Genomic DNA, 18,631 nt, shown 5'->3' with positions numbered 1-18,631 from the left:
CGTGGGTTCGTCGTTCGGGCCGCTGGGTGACCGCGTTGTGCTGGTGTCGAGGTCGCGGGCCAGCGGGGGCCGGCGCACCTGCCGGCCCCCGCTCGTTCGTGGTCGCCCCTCCCCCTTTTTCCGGTCGGTGGGGTCGTTCAGAAGACGATGGTGGTGCCTTCGGCGCGGGCGTGTTCGGCGGTGTAGGTGACGCCGTGGGTCTTGCGGCCTCGGGGGTCGAGCAGGGTGAGGGCGCCGCCGTCGTTGCCGAGCTGGACGTCGGCGGTGACCGGGATCTGCAGGGTGGCTCCGGCGGGGAGGTCCTGCTGGGGCAGCGGCATGGTGTTCTTCTGGGCGTCGGCGAGCTTCCAGCCGGTGAGGTCGGTGGGGGTGGCGGCGGTGTTGATGATGGTGATGGTTTCGGGTTCGTCTCCCCCGCCGATGGGGTTGGCCAGGGCGGCGAGGATGCGCAGCGGGTCGGCTGCGGGGGCGGGTTCGGGCTGGGGTTGTCCGGGCTGCTGCGGGGGCTGGTCGGGCAGGGCGTGGCCGGTTTCGTCGTCGGTGTGCCAGGACTGGCTCTGGAAGGCCAGGAAGATGGCGACCCAGCGGTTCTCGCCGGCGAAGTGCAGCAGCAGGCCGCCGTCCTGCCAGACGCCGTCGTCCTGGGCGTACTTGTCGCTGTTGCCCTGGTTCATGTGGACGTTGTGCACGCCGTTTCCGGGTTGGAACCCGAAGATCTTGTCGGGGGTGTCCTCGGGGCCCCAGGGTTCGCCGAAGACGTAGGCGTGGGCGGTGGGGTCCTGCTGGGCGCGGCGGATGTAGTGGTCGAGGAAGTCGGCGAGGTCGTTGTTGGGGCCGTCGGCTTCGGTGGGCACGGGGCGCATCTGGGTGCGCTCGACGATGTTGGCGCGGATGTAGTCGAGGTTGGCGCCGCCGGGGCGGGTGGGGAGGTCGTGCCAGCCGGTGCCGGGTTCGGGCAGCTCGGCGGTCAGCGGGTGCTGGAAGTTGTCGGCGGCGAAGTAGAGCAGGTCGGAGGGTTCTTCGGCGGATTGGACGTTGATGGCCGCGCGGTAGTGGGTGCCGTCGTTGGTGGTGAGCTGGACCTGGTAGTGGGGTGTGTCCTGGCCGTCTTCGCGGCGGGTGTCGGTGATGCGGGCGGTGAGCACTCCGTAGGAGTTCAGCGGCATGGTCGTCCCCCGTTGTGGGTGCGTGTTGATTGCGCTGAACACAGTCGTGGTTTGGGACGTTCGGCGGCAAGCGGTTGGTGATCATTTTGCTGGCGCGTCGGTGTCCGGTCATCTGCGCGCGGCCGGCGGTTCGACGACGCGCGGTGGGCGGGCGAGAAAAGAGGGAGGGGTTGCCAGCGGGTGTGCTGGCGACCCCTCCCTCTTTTGGCCGGCGTCGTCTCAGTCGACGGCCATTTCGCCGAGGCGGGACCAGTCGTCCTGGTCGACGGTGGTGTTGATGACCCGCGGGGTTTCGGCCAGGTGCGGGGGCAGGTCGCGCTGGGCCTGCTTGAAGTGGTCGGAGTTGACGTGGGCGGCGCCGGCCTCGCCGTCGCGGAAGGCCTCGACGAGCACGTACTCGTTGGGGTCTTCGAGGCTGCGGGACCAGTCGAACCACAGGCAGCCGGGTTCGCTGCGGGTGGCGTTGGTGAACGAGGCGGCGATCTGGGGCCACTGCTCGGCGGATTCCGGTTTGATGCGGAACTTCACGGTGATGAAGATCATCGCTGCTCCCCTCTCGGGCTGCTTGGCGTCGCCGACCATCCTATGTGGAGCGGGTTGGTGCCCGGGGGCGGGTTCAGCGCGTTCGGCCGGACAGGAGGTGCTTGGCGGCGGTGACGAGTTCGGCGTTGTCCTCGGCGACGCGCCCGTCGGGCAGCAGCAGGGTGTCCTCCAGGCCGATGCGGGCGGCGAAGCCGCGGCGTGCGGCAACGGCCAGGACGGGCCAGGCGCCGCCTGCTTCGCCGTGCAGCAGGATGGGTGCGCGGGCGGGGTGGAGCCGGTCGAGGAGGGCTTCGGCGGTGGCTGCTGCGCCGCTGGTGGTGGGGTCGGTGACCTTGGCGAGCATGCGGGTGATGCGGTTGCGGTGGGGTGAGCGGGCGAGGTGGCGTTCGCCGTCGGTGCCGGAGTGGATGCCGGCGTCCACGGCGATGCCGCGTTGCAGCAGGGCGGCGGCGATCTCGTCGGCGCCGGGTTCGTGCCAGTCGACGGTGGCGTGTTCGGGCAGCACGGTCCAGGCGCGGATGTCGCGCACGCGGCTGCTGGTGTCGGGGGTGCTCCAGGTCGCGGTGGGGATGCCCACGGGGGTGCCGGGCACGGCGGCTCGCACGGCGCGCAGGGCGGCGGCCACCGGGTGGGGGTCGGTGCTGTCGGCGCCGTCGGGGGTCTTGGGGTGCAGGTGGATGTCGGTGGCGCCTGCGGCCACGGCCGCGGTGGCGGCCTTGGCGAGGTCTTCCGGCCGGACCGGGAGGTGGAAGTGCTCCCGCGGGGAGCGGGCACCGTTGAGGCAGACCTGCAGCATGGGTCGATTCTGCCCCGCGTGGCCGGTGCGGGGTAGTTGGCGACCTCGGATCGTGATCATCTGTTGGTGCTTTTGACCCGGTCAGGGCCTTGCGGATGCCGCGGGTATTAGCGTTGGGGTGTGTTCAGCGATCGCGTTGCGCGTGCCGTGGCCGCCGGGGAGGTCACCGAGGCCTACCGGCGCGCTCCTCGGCGGCCGGCCGAGCCCGGGGATCGGGTGCGCACGGTGGCCGGTCTTGTGGGCATCACCGAGGTGACCGAAGTCGACCCCGGTCGGGTGAGTGATGAGCAGGCTCGGTGCGCGGGGTTCAACAGCGCTGCGGGGTTGCGCTCCTCGCTGGCCAAGCACGGCACCGGCCCGGTGTTCCGGTTGCGGTTGGTGCCGGCGGGGCCGGGTGAGCCGCCGCCGCCCGAGCCGGTGGTGCTCGACGACGGGCGGCGGCGGGTGATCGAGGCGCGGCTGGCCCGGTTGGACGCCGATTCGCCGCGCGGGCCGTGGACGGCCGACCTGCTGGGACGGCTGTCGGCGGGCCCGGTGCGCGCCGCGGAGCTGGCTGCCCAGCACCAGCGGCCGGTGTCGCGGTGCAAGAGCCAGCTGTGGCGGTTGCGCGAGCTCGGTCTGGTGGAGTCGGTGGCCGCCGGGATGCGCCTGACGGGCTTGGGCGTGGCCTACGTTCGGGGCCGGTAGCTGGTGCCCATGGCCGCGCGGATCTCCTCGAGGGTGGTCTCGGCGATCTCGTTGGCGCGCTGGTTGCCCTCGGTGAGCACCTGGCGCAGCCCGGCGGGGTCGGCGGCGTAGGTGGCGCGGGCGGCGCGCAGCGGGCCGAGGTGTTCGTTGACCGCTTCGGTGGTCAGGCGCTTGAGCTCGCGGGCCCCGCCGTCGCCGATCTGCTCGGCCAGGACGTGCGGGTCGGTGCCGGTGCACAGCGAGGCCAGGCGCAGCAGGCTGGCGACCTCGGGGCGGGTCTCGGGCTGGTAGGTGATGCGGCGTTGCGAGTCGGTCTTGGCGCCGCGCAGCAGCCGGGCGGTTTCGTCGGCGGTGGCGCGCAGGGTGATGGCGTTGCCGCGGGATTTGCTCATCTTGGTGCCGTCGGTGCCCAGCAGCAGCGGCGCGGCCGACAGCAGGGCGTCGGGTTCGGGCAGCAGCGGGGCGTAGCGGTCGTTGAAGCGGCGGGCGATGGTGCGGGTCAGTTCCAGGTGCGGGAGCTGGTCTTGGCCCACGGGTACGAGGTTGGCCTTGCAGAACAGGATGTCGGCGGCCTGGTGGGCGGGGTAGGTGAACATCAGCCCGGAGACCGCGGTTCGCCCGCTGTGCGCGATCTCGTCCTTGACGGTGGGGTTGCGCTGCAGTTCGGGCAGCGAGATCAGGCTCAGGAACGGCAGCAGCAGCTGGTTGAGGGCGGCCACGGCGCTGTGGGTGAACATCGTGGCCGAGCGGGGGTCCAGGCCGGCGGCGAGGTGGTCGGCGATGAGCCCGAGGACGTGGTCGTCGAGGTGCGCGGCGGTGTCGCGGTCGGTGAGCACCTGGTAGTCGGCGATGACCACGAGCAGGGGCACGCCTCGGCGTTGCAGGCGCACGCGGTTGGCCAGGGTGCCGAAGTAGTGGCCCAGGTGCAGCGCTCCGGTGGGGCGGTCGCCGGTGAGCACGCGGAACTGGTGGGGGTCGGTGGCGATGCGGGCTTCGAGGTCGCGGCTGCGCTGCTGGGCCGGGGTGAGGTCGATGGTGCTGGGCACGGTTGCTCCTCGGGTCGGGATGGGGCCGGGCCCCGCCCCGGTTTCCGGGGAGCGTGCGCGTGCCAGCGTGCGGGGCCCTTCGAGCGGCCCCGCGGGTGTCGGGTGTGCGTGCAGGTCGGGTGGCCGCTCCGGTCAGGAGCGCCACCAGGCAGACCGCGGGCACGTGCGCACGTGCGGGAGGCTAGCCGGTGGCCGCGGTGGGGCGGAAGCGAATTCGGCCACGCCCGCGGTGGGCGCGGTGGTGCGGGTGAGCGATGATCACGCGTGGTGTTCGGCGGTGTCGGGGAGGTCGGTGTTGTCATGATCGATCCGCGGCTGCGGGGTCGTGTCGCGGTGGTCACCGGTGCCGACAGCGCCCTCGGCGTGGGGGCGGCGGTGGCCCGCGGGCTGGCCCGGCACGACGTGCGGCTGCTGCTGGTGCGCTCCCCCGCCGCTGGTGATCACGTGGCCGCTTCGTTGCGGGCCGATGGGGCCACGGTGCAGTCGGTGGCGGTCGACCTGGCCGATCCGGGTGCGGCCGAGCAGGTCTTCGAGGTGGCCGAGCAGCAGGTCGGTGCGGTGCAGATCCTGGTCAACAACGCCGCCCACCACGACCCCGACACCTTCGCCGGGTCGCCGGGTCGCGGTTCGGTGGCGCTGGCGGCCGAGGGCCTGGATGCCCACTACGCGGTCAACACGCGCGCGCCGGCGCTGCTGATCGCCGAGTTCCACCGCAGGCACCTGGCGCGCCGGGACGACTGGGGGCGGGTCATCACGATCGCCGCCGAGCCCGGCTGCGGTGGCGCCCCGGCGGTTTCGCTGCGGGCCACCACCGGCGCCCTGGAGTCGTTGACGCGTTCGGCCGCCGCCGAGCTCGGTCCGGCGGGCATCACGGCCAACCTGGTGGCCTCCGGTGTGGTGCAGACCGGGTGGCTGCGGCGCGAGGCCGAGCAGCGCTTGGCCGAGCAGAGCCCGCTGGGGCGGGCCGGTGGGCCCGAGGACGTCGCCGATGTCGTGGTGTTCCTGGCCTCGCACCAGGCGCGTTGGTTGACCGGGCAGATGCTGCGGGCCACCGGTGGCAGCGGTCTGCGCTAGCGGTGCTGTGGTGTGGCTCTCGGCGGGCTGAATCGGTCCCGGAGGTGGTCCACTGTGATCCGTGGCGGGCGCGTCACCGCCCGGCGGTGCTGGGGATAGCATCCGGGAAAGCCAACTTGTTCACCCGGCGAGCAGGAGAACGAACCTCATGACCAAAGCTCCCGTCACCGTGACCGTCACCGGTGCGGCCGGTCAGATCGGCTACGCGTTGCTGTTCCGGATCGCCTCCGGGCAGCTCATCGACGCCGAGACCCCGATCAAGCTGCGTCTGCTGGAGATCCCGCAGGGGCTCAAGGCCGCCGAGGGCACCGCGATGGAGCTCGACGACTGCGCCTTCCCGCTGCTGGAGAGCATCGACATCACCGACGACGCCCGCACCGCCTTCGAGGGCACCAACGTCGGTCTGCTGGTGGGTGCGCGCCCGCGCGGCAAGGGCATGGAGCGCGGTGATCTGCTGGAGGCCAACGGTGGCATCTTCAAGCCGCAGGGTGAGGCCATCAACGCCGGTGCCGCCGACGACGTGCGCGTGCTGGTGGTGGGCAACCCGGCCAACACCAACGCGCTGATCGCCCAGGCGCACGCCCCGGACGTGCCGGCCGAGCGGTTCACCGCGATGACCCGCCTGGACCACAACCGGGCGCTGACCCAGCTGGCGCAGAAGCTGGGCGCGTCGGTCAACGACATCCGCAAGCTGACCATCTGGGGCAACCACTCGGCCACCCAGTACCCGGACCTGTTCCACGCCGAGGTGGGCGGCAAGATCGCTGCCGAGCAGGTCGAGCAGTCCTGGCTGGCCGACGAGTTCATCCCGACGGTGGCCAAGCGCGGTGCGGCCATCATCGAGGCGCGGGGCGCCTCGTCGGCGGCCTCGGCGGCCAACGCCGCCATCGACCACGTGCACACCTGGGTAAACGGCACCCCGGAGGGCGACTGGACCTCGGCGGCGATCCCCTCGGACGGCTCCTACGGCGTGCCGGAGGGTCTGATCTCGTCGTTCCCGGTGACCGCCAAGGACGGCAAGTTCGAGATCGTGCAGGGCCTGGAGATCGACGAGTTCTCCCGCGAGCGCATCGACGCCTCGGTGGCCGAGCTGGTCGAGGAGCGCGACACGGTGCGCAAGCTCGGCCTGGTCTGAGCCCGGCACAGCCGGCACCGCTTGGCGAAGGGGGGCGCGAACCCGCGGGTTCGCGCCCCCCTGTTTTTGCGTCAGCAGGCCCGCCAGCGTGCGCGCGACCGCGTGGTCCGAGAACGCGGCTCGCGCTGAATGGGGGTTTCAGCTGCCGGGTTGCTGGTCGGTGGTGCGGGTGTCGAGCTGGCGCTCGGCGCGTTCGGCGCGGGCGCGGGCCTGGTCGCGCGCGTCGGCGAGGGCTTCGAGGCGCTGGGTGAACGACTCGCGTTCGGCCTGCAGGCGCTCGGCGGCCTCGGCGCGCACCCGCTGGAGCTCGTCGGCGTTCCCGCGGCGCAGCTCGTCGAGCTCGCCGCGGTGGCGTTCGATCTCGGTGCGCGCGGAGCGCAGCGCGCGGGAGTTCTCGTCGAGCTGCGAGCGGGCGGCCTGTTCGGCGGCCTCGGCGCGCGCGGCGCGCTCGAGGGCCTGCTGGGCCTCGGATCGGGCCTGGTCGACCTCGTGGCGGGCCTGCTGCTTGGCGGCCTCGAGCTCCTCGGCCGCGCGGGCGGTGGCCTGCTCGGCTTCCTGGCGGGCCTGCTCGACCTGGGCCCGGGCGTCGTCGCGGGCCTGGTCGATCTGCTGCTGGGCGTCGCGGTGGGCGGCCTGGGTGGCGACCTCGGCTTCGTTGCGGGCGGCCTCGACATCGGCGGTGGCCTGCTGGCGGGCTTGCTCGGCGTCCTCGTGGGCCTGCTCGGCCTGCTGGCGGGCCTCGGTCGACTCGGTGCGGGCCTGCTCGGCGCTGGCGATGGCGTCCTCGGTGGCCTGCTCGGCTTCCTGGCGGGCCTGCTCGGCCTCGCGGCGCTGCGACTGGGCGGTGGCCAGGGCCTGCTCGGCCTGGGCGATGCGGTGGGCGGCTTCGGCTTGGGCGGCCTGGATCTGGGCCTCGGCCGCCGAGGGGTCGGCGATGGTGGCCAGCTCGGCCAGCCCGGAGCGCAGGTTGCGGGTGAGCTGTTCGGACAGCAGCCGGTACTGGCGCAGCAGCTCCTCGGCGCGCAGCCGCGCCCCGTCGAACTCGGCCGCCGACTGGGTGGGGGCCTCGGGGACCTGTTCGGCGGCTTGCTGGCGCTGGCGCTGCTTCCAGGCGCGCCAGCGGGTGTGCTCGGGCAGGTCGCAGTACTCCGGTGGCCGCCCGGGTCCGCTGCGGCGTTCCACGGGCCGGTCGCACCCGGGAAACCGGCAGCTGCCGTCGGCCTTGGTCTCGCTGTGCTCTGCCTGCTGGGCCACGGCGCGAAACGCTACCAACACCCCTGACCGCGGCGGTGATCAACCACGCGGCTCGCGCCCCGTGCGCGTCGGCGGGCGGTGGAGTCTGCGGCTGGGGTCGATGCCGTCCCGGGTGCATCGCAGTCCGGTCGGGGCGAGGAGCCGCACACCGCAATCGTGTGCGCCCTGCGCGTGTTTTCCGCGAAGCCAACCCGAGTGAATCATCTTCGGATTTTGCTGTCTTGACTCGCGCCGAGATCGAGTTCACACTTCTCTTCGCATTGCGGTCGTATACTTCCGCATCACGACAAAATCAGCAGTCGCAGAAGGGCCCGGCCGTGCAGATGGAAAGCGACTCGTCGGCCGCAACATCCCGCCCCGCGAAGAGAACGTTCCGGATGCCGCACATCTACATCATTCTCTTCGCCTTCAGCGCGATCGCGGCCATCACCACCCACTTCATCCCGGCAGGACGCTACGACCGCGTTGCGGGCCCCGACGGCAAGACCGCCATCGACCCCGATTCCTTCCGCATCGTCGAATCGGAACCGGTGGGTCCGCTCGGGTTCGTGATGGCCATTCCCAACGGCTTCATCGCCGCCGCCGAAGTCGTGTTCTTCACCTTCATCATCGGCGGCATGTTCATGGTGATCCGGGAAACCGGAATCATCGAAACCGCGGTGGACAAGCTGACCAGGAGATTCGCCAAGCGCAGCATCCTGGTCGTGCCCGTGCTCATGGTGCTGTTCGCCGTCATCGCCAGCCTCATCGGCACGCAGGAACTGTCCTTGGTCTACGTGCCGGTGATCCTGCCGCTGATGATCTCGTTGGGATTCGACTCGGTCACCGCGGCGGCCGTGGCGCTGTGCGCGACCTCTGCCGGGTTCACCGCAGGAGTGCTCAACCCGATCAACACCGGCCTCGGCCAGAAGATCGCCGGCGTACCGGTGTTCTCGGGAATCCCCCTGCGGCTGGTCGTGCTGGTCCTGCTGGTGGGTGCGGCCATCGCCCACGTCATGCGCTACGCCTCGAAGGTCCGGCTCAGCCCCGAGCGGAGTCTGGTGCACGCAGAACCCGAGGAGATCGAGAAGCAGCGGCTCTACCGGCACTCCCTGTCGGAGAGCCCGCTGACCTTCACGCGGCGGCAGGCCGCTGCCGGCCTGGCCACGCTCGCCCTGTTCGGCGTGCTCGTCTGGGGAGTGCTCACCCAGGGCTGGTTCATGGTCGAGATGTCCGGGCTGTTCATCGTCATCGGTATCGTCGCCGGCCTGATCGCCGGTCTCAGCGGAACACAGATCTGCGAAGCCTTCAACAAGGGCCTCAGCCAGGTGCTGGTCGGCGCGATGATCGTCGGCGTGGCCCGCGCCGTAGCGGTCGTGTTCGAAGAGGGCCAGATCATGGACACCATCGTGCACGCGCTCGGCGACGTCGTGGGCGGCTTTCCCGTCGTCCTCTCGGCGGTGGGCATGTTCCTGGCCCAGCTCGGGTTCAACTTCCTCGTTCCCTCGGGCAGCGGTCAAGCCCTGGTGACCATGCCCATCATGGCCCCGCTGTCCGATGTGCTCGACGTGACCCGCCAAACCGCGGTGCTGGCCTACCAACTCGGCGACGGCCTCGGCAACATCCTGTATCCGACCTCCGGCTACTTCATGGCCACGCTGGCCCTGGCCGGGGTTCAGTGGGGCAAATGGGTCCGCTTCTTCTTCCCCCTGTTCGCGATCTGGGTCGCCATCGCCATCGGGGTGACCATCTACGCCCAAACCACCCTCTGGACCGGCTGACCCCGGGGGTGGAGGGAACACGACGAGCCGGTCGTGCGGACCGGGAGGCCTCCCTCCGGGATTCCGACCTCGCGGAGCTCTCCCCCGGTCCGCACGACCGCTGGGCCTGGCCGGGCATTACGCGTCCCCTGTGCTGCGTCGCCGGATCGGCTCACAGCCGGGTGCGCTCGCGCGAGCGCGGGTGGTCGGTGGTGGTGCCGCTGTGCCAGGTGCCCTCGAGCGCGCGGCGGCGCCAGTGCGCCGTCGCGTCGTAGAGGTCCTCGGTGGTGTCGACCTCGGTGATCAGCACGCCGGGAACGTTGCGGACCAGCCTGCCGGTGGTGATGCCGTCGGCGCGCACCGCGAAGGCCGGCCACAGCGACTCGGGCGCGCACGAGTTGGCCGCCGAGACCCGCACGTGGTCGCTGGCGGCCACCGCGGTCATGGCCGCGGGCATGGTCACCGCCGGGTAGGTCAAGGTGCTGGCCGCCGGGTTGTGCGCGGCCTGCTGCGCGCCGATGCCCGCGGTGATCTCGCGCAGGCGCGCCGCGGGGACGCCGCCGGTGTGGAACGAGTGCAGCAGCAGCTGCGCGCCGCGGCGGGCCAGGTCGCGGTGCAGCTCCGGGAACCGGTAGTCGTAGCAGATCAGCGCGCTGCAGGTCACGCCGCGCACCTGCCAGGTGCAGGTGTGGTCGCCGGGCGTGTAGTGGGCCAGGTCGCCGGTGGTGGTCTGCGGGTCGCCCGAGCAGAAGCGCTTGTCGTAGCGCTCGCGCAGCTGGCCGCGATCGTCGACGACGTGCAGGCTGTTGTGGGGTTTGAGGCCGTCGGCCAGCGGGTGCGCGGTGCCCAGCACCACCCACACCCCGAGCTCGGCGGCGGTGGCCATGACCTGCTCGGTGGCGCGGCGCAGGTGGGTCCAGTCGTAGCCGTCGAAGCCGGCGAAGTCGGTGCCGGCGTAGCCCGACAGGGCGGCTTCGCCGAAGTGCACCAGGTGCGCGCCGGCCTCGGCGGCCTGGGTGAGCTGGTGGCGCACCCAGGCGAGGTTAGCGGCGATGTCGGCGGTGGTCGGGAACTGGCAGGTCGCCAACCGCAACGCGCTCATGGCCGCAGCCTGCCGCATCCGGCGGCCGGGGTGCAGCCCGGATCGTCAGCTCGTGCGGGCCAGGAAGGCGCGGGTGCGCTGCGGGGTGGCCAGGATGTCCCACTGGCGTTCCGGGTAGTTGAAGTTGGAGGTGAACACGTCGGCCACCGCGGGGTCGCGGCTCATGGCGGTGATCAGTTCCAGCAGGTGCGGTGGTGGCGGCACGGCCAGCATCAGGTTGGTCCAGTCGGTGGTGGCCTGCACCCGTCGTCGGCGGCGTTGGGCGACCTTGTCGCAGAAGTGCTCGTCGAAGTGCGGGTCGTCGAGGATGGTGCGGCCCAGCTGCCAGGCGGAGTAGGAGGCGCAGTTGGCGCCTTGGCCCACCACCGGGTCGACCAGGGCGTGCACGTCGCCGACGGCGACGATCGGGCGGCCGCTTTCGAGGGTGATGTGGTCGGCGCTGATGCGCGGGGTGATCGCGCCCTGCACCAGGTCCAGCGGATCGGTGAGCCCGAAGGTGGCGGGGTCGACGCGTTCGTAGACGCTGGGGTGGTGCTCGCGCAGCAGGTGCAGCACCTGGGTGCGAAATCCCCGCGGGTCGGCGTCGTGGTCGGCCTGGGCCAGGGCTTCGAAGGCCCCGCCGGGAACGGCTTCGAAGAACAGGGCGGTGACGTGCCCGGCGAAGGAGTACATCGGGATTTCGATGAGCTCGCCGTCGCCGGGGGCGATGCTCAAGGTCACTCCCTTCGGTTCGGCGGGGGCCACGCCGGTGTAGAGCCCGGCGCAGAGCTTGCGCTGCGGGCTGGTGTACGGGGACTTCTCGGCGATCGGTTCGAACAGGCCGCCCAGGCCGCCCCGGCCGGTGGCGGCCACGACCAGGTCGTGGCGCGCGGCGAGTTCGTCGAGCTCGCCCGGCCCGATGCTGCGGATGCGCAGCTCTCCCCCGGCGGCTGTGAAGTCCTGCAGCAGCCGCGGCAGGTACAGGCGGTAGTCCACCGCCCGCGAGGGTGCGCCGAGCCCGCCGGTGAAGCGGGCCTGCAGCGGGCCGCCGACGTAGTGGTGGTGCACCGCGTAGCCGTAGTCCTGGGCGCTCCAGTGCTCCACGCCCAGGGCGCGTTCGCGGGTCACGGTGGTGTTGTGGTGGGCCACCGCGGCGGGTAATCGGCCCGAACCCAGCTGCTCGGGGGTGCGGTCGCTGTAGAGGGTGGTGGGGATGTCGTTGCGCCGCAGCAGCAACCCCAGGTGCAGTCCGGCCACGCCCGCGCCGATGATGCCGATGCCGTCCATGCCAGCCCTTCCCGGTCGTCGACCCCTGTCGGCCAGCCTGCTCGGCGGCCTGCGGTGCGGCAAGCCACCTGTTGGGGCAACCCGGGCAGATCGGGTGGCTGCTTGCCGCCTGCGGCGCGGCGAGCGGGTGGCATGATGCGGTGATGTCGAAGTTGACCATCATCACCGGAGGCGGGCGCGGCATCGGCGCGGCCACCGCGCTGTGCCTGGCGCGCGCCGGGCACGATCTCGTGCTGGCCTACCGATCCCGGCCGGATGCGGCCGGCGAGGTCGCCGAGCGCGCGCGGGAGTTGGGGGTGCGCTGCCAGCCGGTGCGCGCCGACGTCGGCGTCGAGTCCGATGTGGAGTCGTTGTTCGCGGCGGCCGGTGAGCTCGGGGTGGTCACCGGGCTGGTCAACAACGCCGGGTTGACCGCCCACATCGCCGATCTGGCCGACACCCCCGTACCGGCGATCCGCACGGTGCTCGAGGTCAACCTGCTGGGCACGATCCTGTGCTGCCGGCGGGCGGCGCAGGTGATGTCGACGGGCCGCGGCGGGGCCGGCGGGGCGATCGTGAACATCTCCTCCAGCGGCGCCACGCTGGGTTCGCCGCACGAGTACGTGCACTACGCGGCGGCCAAGGCCGGTGTGGACGCGTTGACGATGGGGTTGTCCAAGGAGCTGGCCGCCGAGGGCGTTCGGGTCAACGCCGTGGCTCCGGGATTGGTGCACTCCGACATCCACGCCGGCGCGGGCGTGCCCGATCGGGCCACCACGGCCGCGTCGCGGGTGCCCTTCGGGCGGGCCGGCGAGCCCGAGGAGATCGGCCCTGCGGTGGAGTGGCTGCTCTCCGAGCGCGCCTCCTACACCAGCGGGGCGGTGCTGCGGGTGGCCGGGGGACTGTGAAAACGCCTGCGGGGTGGTCCTCGGGGCGAATGTCGCCGAGGACCACCCCGCAGGCGCGCGGCCGCTCAGCTCAGGCCGAGCAGCCCCTGGATGGGTTCGATGGTGAAGTAGATGACGAACAGCGCGGCGACCACCCACATCAGCGGGTGGATCTCGCGAGCCCGGCCCTGCACGGTGCGCAGCACCGCGTAGGAGACGAACCCGATGCCGATGCCGGCGCTGATGGAGTAGGAGAACGGCATCACGACCATGGTCAAGAACGCCGGGATGGCCACGCCGTAGTCGGAGAAGTCGATGCCGCGCACCTGGGTGAGCATCAAGAACCCGATGATCACCAGCGCGGGGCTGGCCGCTTCGAAGGGCACGATGGAGATCAGCGGGGTGAAGAACATCGCCAGCAGGAACAGCGTGCCGGTGACCACGTTGGCCAGACCGGTGCGCGCGCCTTCGCCGATACCGGCGGCCGATTCGATGAAGGTGGTGTTCGACGAGGTCGATCCGGCGCCACCGGCGATCGCCGAGATCGAGTCGATGAAGAACACCCGGCCGATGCCCGGCAGGTTGCCCTTGTTGTCGAGCAGGTCGGCCTCGGCGCCCAGGCCCACCACGGTGCCCATGGTGTCGAAGAAGTCCACCAGCATCAGGGTGAACACCAGCAGCAGCACCGCGACCAGGCCGATGCGGTCGAACGAGCCCAGCAGGTTGAACTGGCCCAGCAGCCCCAGGTCGGGCACGTCGACGAGCTTGTCGGGCAGCGTGGGCACCACCAGGCCCCAGCCGCGCGGGTTGCTCGACCCGTCCGCACCGGTGGAGGGCCCGGTGCTGGTGAGCGCCTCGACGATGACCGCCAGCACCGTGGTCGACAGGATGCCCAGCAGGATCGCGCCCTTGACGCGGCGGGACACCAGCGCGGCGGTGATCAGCACGCCGATGGCGAAGACGAACACCGGCCAGCCCGCCAGGTTGCCGTCGATGCCCAGCTGCAGCGGGGTCGTGGTCCCGGCGTCGTCGGGGATGCGGCGCACGAACCCGGCGTCGACGAACCCGATCAGCGCGATGTAGAGCCCGATGCCCACGCTGATGGCGGTCTTGAGCTGCCCGGGCACGGCGTTGAACACCGCCGTGCGCAACCCGGTGAGCACCAGGATCGTGATGATCACACCTTCGATGACGATCAGGCCCATCGCGTCGGCCCAGGTCATCTGCGGGGCCACGACCGAGGCCAGGAAGGCGTTGAGGCCCAGACCCGTGGCGATGGCGAAGGGGTACTTGCCCACCACGCCCATCAGGATCGTCATCACCCCGGCCACCAGCGCCGTGGCCGAGGCCACCGCGGTGACCCCCAGCGTGGCGCCGGTGGAATCCGGGGCGGTTCCCACGATCAGCGGGTTGAGCACCACGATGTAGGACATCGCGAAGAACGTCGCCAACCCGCCGCGGATCTCGCGCGAGACGCTCGAACCGCGCGCCGTGATCTCGAAGTAGCGGTCCAGCGCACCCACCGGGCGGGTGCTGCGCGCCGTGGGCGGGTCGGGCTCAGGACGGGACGAGGGCATCAGCGTGCAACTCCAGCAGGGACAGCTCGAAAAACACCGGACAACGGCCCCGGGGGCGGGGCGGTTGAGTGATCCTACTGGTCACCCGAGCCGGAACCGGTGATTTCACCGCGATCGCAACCGCCCCGTTGCCCCACGACCTGCTCGCGGCCCCGCAGCACCCCAGAACCGCCGCTAGCCGCGGTAGAGCTCGGTGAGCAGGTCGACCAGCTCCGCGGCCCGCACCGGCGGCTGATCGCGCCACCACATCACCCGCACCGGGATCGGTGGCGCGTCGCGCACCGGGCGGAACACCACCCCGGTGCGCCGGTACTGACTGCGGGTGCTCTCGGCGGTGATGCCCACCGCGCTGCCGGCGGCCACCGCGGTCAACCAGTCGTCGACATCGCCGACGTAGGCCAGCTCGGGCCGGCGGTCGGCGGGCCACAGCTGGGGCGTGGTCGACCCGGCGCGCCGATCGATGAGCACGGTGCGCTCGGCGACCTCGGCCAGGCGCACGAACCGCCGCCGCGCCCACCGGTCGTCGGAGGCCATCGCCACGTAGCGCGGCTCCAGCCCCACCACCGCGCTGTCGAAGCGCCGCGCATCGGGCTCGGCGCGCACCACCGCCACATCGCAGGCGCCCTCGGCCAACCCGGCCGTGCCCGAGTTGGTGCGCACCAGCTGCAGCTGCACCTGCGGGTGCTCGGCGGACCAGCGGCGCTGCAACTCCACGGTGTGGCGGCCCACCGCCGACCACGCGTAGCCGACGCGCAGCAGCGCTTGCCCGGTGGTGGCCGAGCGCACCAGCTCGTCGGCCTCGGCCAGCACGCGGCGCGCCCGCGCCAGCACCTCGCTGCCCGCCGCGGTCAGGGTCACCTCGCGGCTGGTGCGGCGCAGCAACCGCGTGCCCAGCGCGCGCTCCAGGGAGGCCAGCGTGCGCGAGACCGCCGCCTGGGACAAACCCAGGTCGATGGCCGCGTCGGTGAACGTGCCGGCATCGACGATGGCCACCAGGCACCGCAGCTGCCGCAGCTCCACATCCATGCGCCCAGCGTATAGCCGCGACGAGGTATGCATTTTGCGCAACGGTGCGCCGGATCCAGGCTGGCGGCCATGACCACCACCACGCCCACGCCCGCCCCCGCTGCGCCCAAGACCGGTCGGGCCGGTGGGATCGCGCTGATGCTGGCCAGCCCGCTGTCCAACCAGACCGGTGCCGCGGTGGGCTCGCTGGCCTTCGACGTGATCACCCCGGCCGGCGTGGTCGCGGTGCGCCAGTGGATCGCCGCGCTGGTGCTCATCGCCACCACCCGGCCCGGCTGGCGCAGCTTCACCCGGCGCCAGTGGCTGCTCGTCGCCGCGCTGGCGGTGGTCTTCGCCGTGATCAACCTCGCCCTCTACAGCGCGGTCGACCGCATCGGCCTGGGCCTGGCGGTCACGCTGGAATTCCTCGGCCCTCTCGCGGTGGCACTGGTCGGATCCCGCCGCCGCGTCGACGTGGGCTGCGCGGTGCTGGCCGGCGCGGCGGTGGCGGTGCTGATGCGCCCGCAACCCAGCACCGACTACCTCGGCATGGGCCTGGCGCTGCTCGCAGCGGTGTGCTGGGCCTGCTACATCCTGCTCAACCACCGGCTGGGGCGGACGCTGCCCGGCGCGCAGGGCACCGCCACCGCCTGCGGCCTGTCCGGACTGGTCTACCTGCCGGTGGGCAGCGCGGTGCTCATCGCGCACCCGCCCACGCCCACCGCCGCGGTCTGCGCGATCACCGCGGGCGTCGCCTCCTCGGCGGTGCCGTTCCTGTTCGACGCCCTGGCGCTGCGCCGCGTGCCCGCCCCGCTGTTCGCGATCTGCATGAGCCTCAACCCCGCGCTGGCGGCCACCACCGGGCTGCTCGTCCTCGGCGAGCAGCTGCAGGCGACCCAGTGGGCCTCGATCGCGGCGATCGTGGCCGCCAACGCCATCAGCATCCTCACCCGCAAGTGAGTCCCGGCGCTCAGCGGGTTCGGCGAGCGCGACCGCTCCCGGCGGCGGAACGCATGCCCAGGTTGTCGTGACGGGCCAGGCCGGTGAACAGGGCGCAGCTCCGCGCCTGCGCGGGCGCGCGGGCCTCGGCGCGCCCCAGACCGCGGCCCTGCAGGTCCGGGGCCACCATCAATCGCCCGATCCCGCAGCTGCCCTCGTCCGCGGGCCCGAGGGTGAGCCTGGCGCGCACCGAGCCGACCAGCCCGCCTGCGTCCAGGTGCACCGCTGCGACGTCGAGTCCTCGACCTCGGCGCCGGGAAACGGGTGTCCTGACGACCTCTGGGCTCGGCGACCACCGGTTCGCCGGGACGTCACCCTCGAGACCCCCGGATTTCACCCGATCGGGAACCCGTGTGCTCCGCGGCGCGTCTCAACGACGGCCGTCGAGCCGGTTCGGCCCTGGGGAACTCGCAGCCGGACCCGCTCGACCGGCCCCACAACGACGACGAAGGGATGCCATGCACAGCAGGCGCACCGTGCTCAAAGGACTGGCCGCAGGCGCGGTCCTGGCGCCGGCCTCGGCACTGGCCGCGGGCAGCGCGCACGCAGCTGGGGGATACCACCTCGCGGTGGTCGACCAGAACTCCGGGACCGTGCGGATCTTCGACCGCGACGCCACGCGGTGGAACGACGACGCGGTCGTGTGGTCGTTCGCGGGAAAGACGCACTGGTGGTCGGACGTCTGGGCCGATCTCTCCGACGTCAAGATCCGCCGGACCCGGGCGCGCGGGATGATCGCGCTGGTCGTGGCCTCCGGCGGCGCGGCGGGGGTCGTCGCGGTCCGCCGCGGCGAGCGCACCGATTCCGACAACGATCTGCTCTGGGAGGCCGAACCGGGCGACAACCCGCACTCCATCGAGCGGATCCCGCACAACGGCTCGATCCTGACGGCCAGCTCCAAGGGTGGCAACAACCTGCAGCTCTACAGCCCCGCTGACCCCGACGACATCGACGACTTCGACAACTACGAGAAGGTCAACTCCTGGAGCTTCCCGGGCGCCCACGGCATCCTGTGGGACCCGCGCACCAGCAACTCGGTGGCCGAGGGCGTGCTGTGGGTGCTCGGGGAAGGCAAGCTCGTCGGCTACCGGGTCACCGGCAGCGGCACCAACACCGACCTCGACGTGTGGCGCGAGGTGCCCATCGCCCACGACGGCGCCAAGATGGGCCACGATCTGCAGCCCGACTACACCCACCGCGGGCACCTGCTGCTGACCGACAGCCGCGGCGTCTACCGCTACGACGTCAACAACGACCGGGTCATCGACGACCCGATCTGGCGCAAGGGCCGGGTCAAGTCCATCGCCCGGCACCGCAGCAGCGAGGAGTACATCTGGGTGGTCGGCTCGCCCGACACCGGCGAGATGGGCACCCGGGTCAGCATCGGCACCGAGCTGGGCGAGGCCTCCGAGCAACGCGGCTGGTCCCAAGCGCGCTTCTACAAGGCCCGCATCGTCAGCCCCGACTACGAGTGATCCCGCCGCGGGGCTACCCGGGCTGCCGGGTGGCCCCGCAGGTGGCGCCGGCTGGTCGAGAATTCACAGCGCGAGCATCGCCGTGGCGATCCGGTCGGCGCCGCGGTCGCGCACCGCGGTGCCCATCTCGTCGAACGCCAGCAGACGTGCCGCGGCGATCTCGGCGGCGAGCGCTTCGCCGTTGCCGATCGGGAAGAACGGGTCCTCGCGGCCGTGCACGACCAGCGTCGGCACGCAAAGCTCGCCCAGCCGCTCGCGCCACCGCGGCGCGCAGTCGAGCCGGGCGAACACCACGCCGAGCTGATTGGCCTGCTGCACCGACGGGCGGGTCGACGGCGTGCGGTCCCAGATCCGCGCCGCGGTCGCACGCGCCTGCTGCGGGTCGTTGCCGAGCAGCTCGGCGCCGTCGGCGGCGAACGCCGCGACCGCGGCGCGGTCGCTCCAGTCGGGCATGGCGCGCGAGAACAGCGCACCCATGACGGCCTGGTCGTGGTCGGGCAGGTCCTCGTCGACCGGGCCCGGTGCCACCGGGCGGGTGCTCACCAGCGTCAGCGCCGAGAACGCCAACGGGTGTTCGAGCGCGGCGACCTGGGCGACCATCCCACCCACGCCTGCGCCGCCGAGATGAGCTGCGGGCGCACCGAGCGCGGCGACCAGCGCGGCCGCGTCCGCGGCGAGATCGCGCAGGTCGTAGCGCGGCGCCTATCGGGCCACGACAGCATCGTGGTGCCGCCCGCCAGCAGCACGAGCGGATCGTCCTCCCGCCCGAAGCTCTCCACGCCCAGGTCCACACCGTTGGCCCGCACCCCGTGCAGCGGGGCTGCGCGGTCGCGGGTCACCGGTTCCATGCCGTGACCACCTCCAAGTCCTTCGACCGCGAACTCACCCGGGCGAGCAACTG

General features: G+C 72.0%; 19 protein-coding genes. 7 read left to right on the top strand and 12 right to left on the bottom strand.

The window, feature by feature from the left end; translation table 11 throughout:
• Nucleotides 1–137 precede the first annotated feature (137 nt).
• From ACFQRI_RS02825 to ACFQRI_RS02815, 3 genes are all read right to left on the bottom strand, one after another.
• Nucleotides 138–1,166: a DUF2278 family protein gene (locus ACFQRI_RS02825; RefSeq protein ID WP_380664042.1), complete on the bottom strand. Its 1,029-nt coding sequence runs from the start codon at nt 1,164–1,166 to the stop codon at nt 138–140.
• A 219-nt stretch (nt 1,167–1,385) separates the two neighbouring features.
• Nucleotides 1,386–1,709 (bottom strand): putative quinol monooxygenase, encoded by a 324-nt coding sequence (locus tag ACFQRI_RS02820; RefSeq protein ID WP_380664040.1) that lies wholly within the window; start codon nt 1,707–1,709, stop codon nt 1,386–1,388.
• Between the two features lie 73 nt (nt 1,710–1,782).
• Nucleotides 1,783–2,505 carry a 3-keto-5-aminohexanoate cleavage protein gene (locus ACFQRI_RS02815; protein WP_380664038.1) on the bottom strand — a complete coding sequence of 241 codons (723 nt, stop codon included), beginning with the start codon at nt 2,503–2,505 and terminating at the stop codon, nt 1,783–1,785.
• 120 nt (nt 2,506–2,625) lie between these two features.
• Here ACFQRI_RS02815 and ACFQRI_RS02810 point away from each other — a divergent pair, with 120 nt between their 5' ends.
• Entirely contained in the window at nt 2,626–3,192 is a 567-nt protein-coding gene (locus ACFQRI_RS02810; protein ID WP_380664036.1) for an ASCH domain-containing protein, read from the top strand.
• On the opposite strand, the gene trpS is transcribed toward ACFQRI_RS02810, so the two are convergent.
• Nucleotides 3,174–4,238 carry a tryptophan--tRNA ligase gene (trpS, locus tag ACFQRI_RS02805; protein ID WP_380664034.1) on the bottom strand — a complete coding sequence of 355 codons (1,065 nt, stop codon included), beginning with the start codon at nt 4,236–4,238 and terminating at the stop codon, nt 3,174–3,176. The genes ACFQRI_RS02810 and trpS overlap by 19 nt on opposite strands.
• 300 nt (nt 4,239–4,538) lie before the next feature.
• Here trpS and ACFQRI_RS02800 point away from each other — a divergent pair, with 300 nt between their 5' ends.
• Both ACFQRI_RS02800 and ACFQRI_RS02795 read left to right on the top strand, forming a co-directional pair.
• A complete protein-coding gene (locus ACFQRI_RS02800) occupies nt 4,539–5,312 on the top strand; it encodes an SDR family oxidoreductase (protein WP_380664032.1) in 774 nt (257 codons plus the stop codon).
• A 148-nt stretch (nt 5,313–5,460) separates the two neighbouring features.
• Nucleotides 5,461–6,447 (top strand): malate dehydrogenase, encoded by a 987-nt coding sequence (locus ACFQRI_RS02795; RefSeq protein ID WP_380664030.1) that lies wholly within the window; start codon nt 5,461–5,463, stop codon nt 6,445–6,447.
• Nucleotides 6,448–6,585: 138 nt separating this feature from the next.
• On the opposite strand, the gene ACFQRI_RS02790 is transcribed toward ACFQRI_RS02795, so the two are convergent.
• Nucleotides 6,586–7,701 (bottom strand): coiled-coil domain-containing protein, encoded by a 1,116-nt coding sequence (locus tag ACFQRI_RS02790; RefSeq protein ID WP_380664028.1) that lies wholly within the window; start codon nt 7,699–7,701, stop codon nt 6,586–6,588.
• A gap of 221 nt (nt 7,702–7,922) precedes the next feature.
• On the opposite strand from ACFQRI_RS02790, the gene ACFQRI_RS02785 reads away from it, so the two are divergent.
• A complete protein-coding gene (locus tag ACFQRI_RS02785) occupies nt 7,923–9,461 on the top strand; it encodes a YfcC family protein (protein WP_380664026.1) in 1,539 nt (512 codons plus the stop codon).
• A 151-nt stretch (nt 9,462–9,612) separates the two neighbouring features.
• On the opposite strand, the gene ACFQRI_RS02780 is transcribed toward ACFQRI_RS02785, so the two are convergent.
• Both ACFQRI_RS02780 and ACFQRI_RS02775 read right to left on the bottom strand, forming a co-directional pair.
• Complete coding sequence (locus ACFQRI_RS02780) at nt 9,613–10,542, bottom strand: carbon-nitrogen hydrolase family protein (RefSeq protein WP_380664024.1); 930 nt, start codon at nt 10,540–10,542, stop codon at nt 9,613–9,615.
• 45 nt (nt 10,543–10,587) lie between these two features.
• Nucleotides 10,588–11,808 (bottom strand): styrene monooxygenase/indole monooxygenase family protein, encoded by a 1,221-nt coding sequence (locus ACFQRI_RS02775; protein ID WP_380664022.1) that lies wholly within the window; start codon nt 11,806–11,808, stop codon nt 10,588–10,590.
• A gap of 143 nt (nt 11,809–11,951) precedes the next feature.
• Here ACFQRI_RS02775 and ACFQRI_RS02770 point away from each other — a divergent pair, with 143 nt between their 5' ends.
• A complete protein-coding gene (locus tag ACFQRI_RS02770) occupies nt 11,952–12,695 on the top strand; it encodes an SDR family oxidoreductase (protein WP_380664020.1) in 744 nt (247 codons plus the stop codon).
• A gap of 65 nt (nt 12,696–12,760) precedes the next feature.
• On the opposite strand, the gene ACFQRI_RS02765 is transcribed toward ACFQRI_RS02770, so the two are convergent.
• Nucleotides 12,761–14,251, bottom strand: a complete 1,491-nt coding sequence (locus ACFQRI_RS02765; protein WP_380664018.1) for an NCS2 family permease — start codon at nt 14,249–14,251, stop codon at nt 12,761–12,763.
• A gap of 174 nt (nt 14,252–14,425) precedes the next feature.
• Nucleotides 14,426–15,277 (bottom strand): LysR family transcriptional regulator, encoded by an 852-nt coding sequence (locus tag ACFQRI_RS02760; protein WP_380664016.1) that lies wholly within the window; start codon nt 15,275–15,277, stop codon nt 14,426–14,428.
• A gap of 69 nt (nt 15,278–15,346) precedes the next feature.
• On the opposite strand from ACFQRI_RS02760, the gene ACFQRI_RS02755 reads away from it, so the two are divergent.
• A complete protein-coding gene (locus ACFQRI_RS02755) occupies nt 15,347–16,216 on the top strand; it encodes an EamA family transporter (RefSeq protein WP_380664014.1) in 870 nt (289 codons plus the stop codon).
• A 10-nt stretch (nt 16,217–16,226) separates the two neighbouring features.
• Here the strand turns inward: ACFQRI_RS02755 and ACFQRI_RS02750 are convergent, their stop codons facing one another.
• Nucleotides 16,227–16,478 (bottom strand): hypothetical protein, encoded by a 252-nt coding sequence (locus tag ACFQRI_RS02750; RefSeq protein WP_380664012.1) that lies wholly within the window; start codon nt 16,476–16,478, stop codon nt 16,227–16,229.
• Between the two features lie 235 nt (nt 16,479–16,713).
• Here ACFQRI_RS02750 and ACFQRI_RS02745 point away from each other — a divergent pair, with 235 nt between their 5' ends.
• On the top strand, nt 16,714–17,730 hold the full coding sequence (locus ACFQRI_RS02745; RefSeq protein WP_380664010.1) for a DUF6528 family protein: 1,017 nt from the start codon (nt 16,714–16,716) through the stop codon (nt 17,728–17,730).
• A gap of 63 nt (nt 17,731–17,793) precedes the next feature.
• Here ACFQRI_RS02745 and ACFQRI_RS02740 read toward each other — a convergent pair whose 3' ends face one another.
• Both ACFQRI_RS02740 and ACFQRI_RS02735 read right to left on the bottom strand, forming a co-directional pair.
• Nucleotides 17,794–18,387, bottom strand: a complete 594-nt coding sequence (locus tag ACFQRI_RS02740; protein ID WP_380664571.1) for an alpha/beta fold hydrolase — start codon at nt 18,385–18,387, stop codon at nt 17,794–17,796.
• A complete protein-coding gene (locus ACFQRI_RS02735; protein WP_380664007.1) occupies nt 18,279–18,578 on the bottom strand; it encodes a hypothetical protein in 300 nt (99 codons plus the stop codon). Before ACFQRI_RS02735 ends, ACFQRI_RS02740 begins: the two co-directional genes overlap by 109 nt.
• Between the last annotated feature and the right edge of the window lie 53 nt (nt 18,579–18,631).

It is taken from the genome of Saccharopolyspora griseoalba (assembly GCF_042665275.1).
GTDB classification, from domain to species: Bacteria; Actinomycetota; Actinomycetes; order Mycobacteriales; family Pseudonocardiaceae; genus Saccharopolyspora; species Saccharopolyspora griseoalba.
Note: the sequence above shows the minus strand (reverse complement) of the source record. Positions and strands in the feature narration are given on the sequence as shown.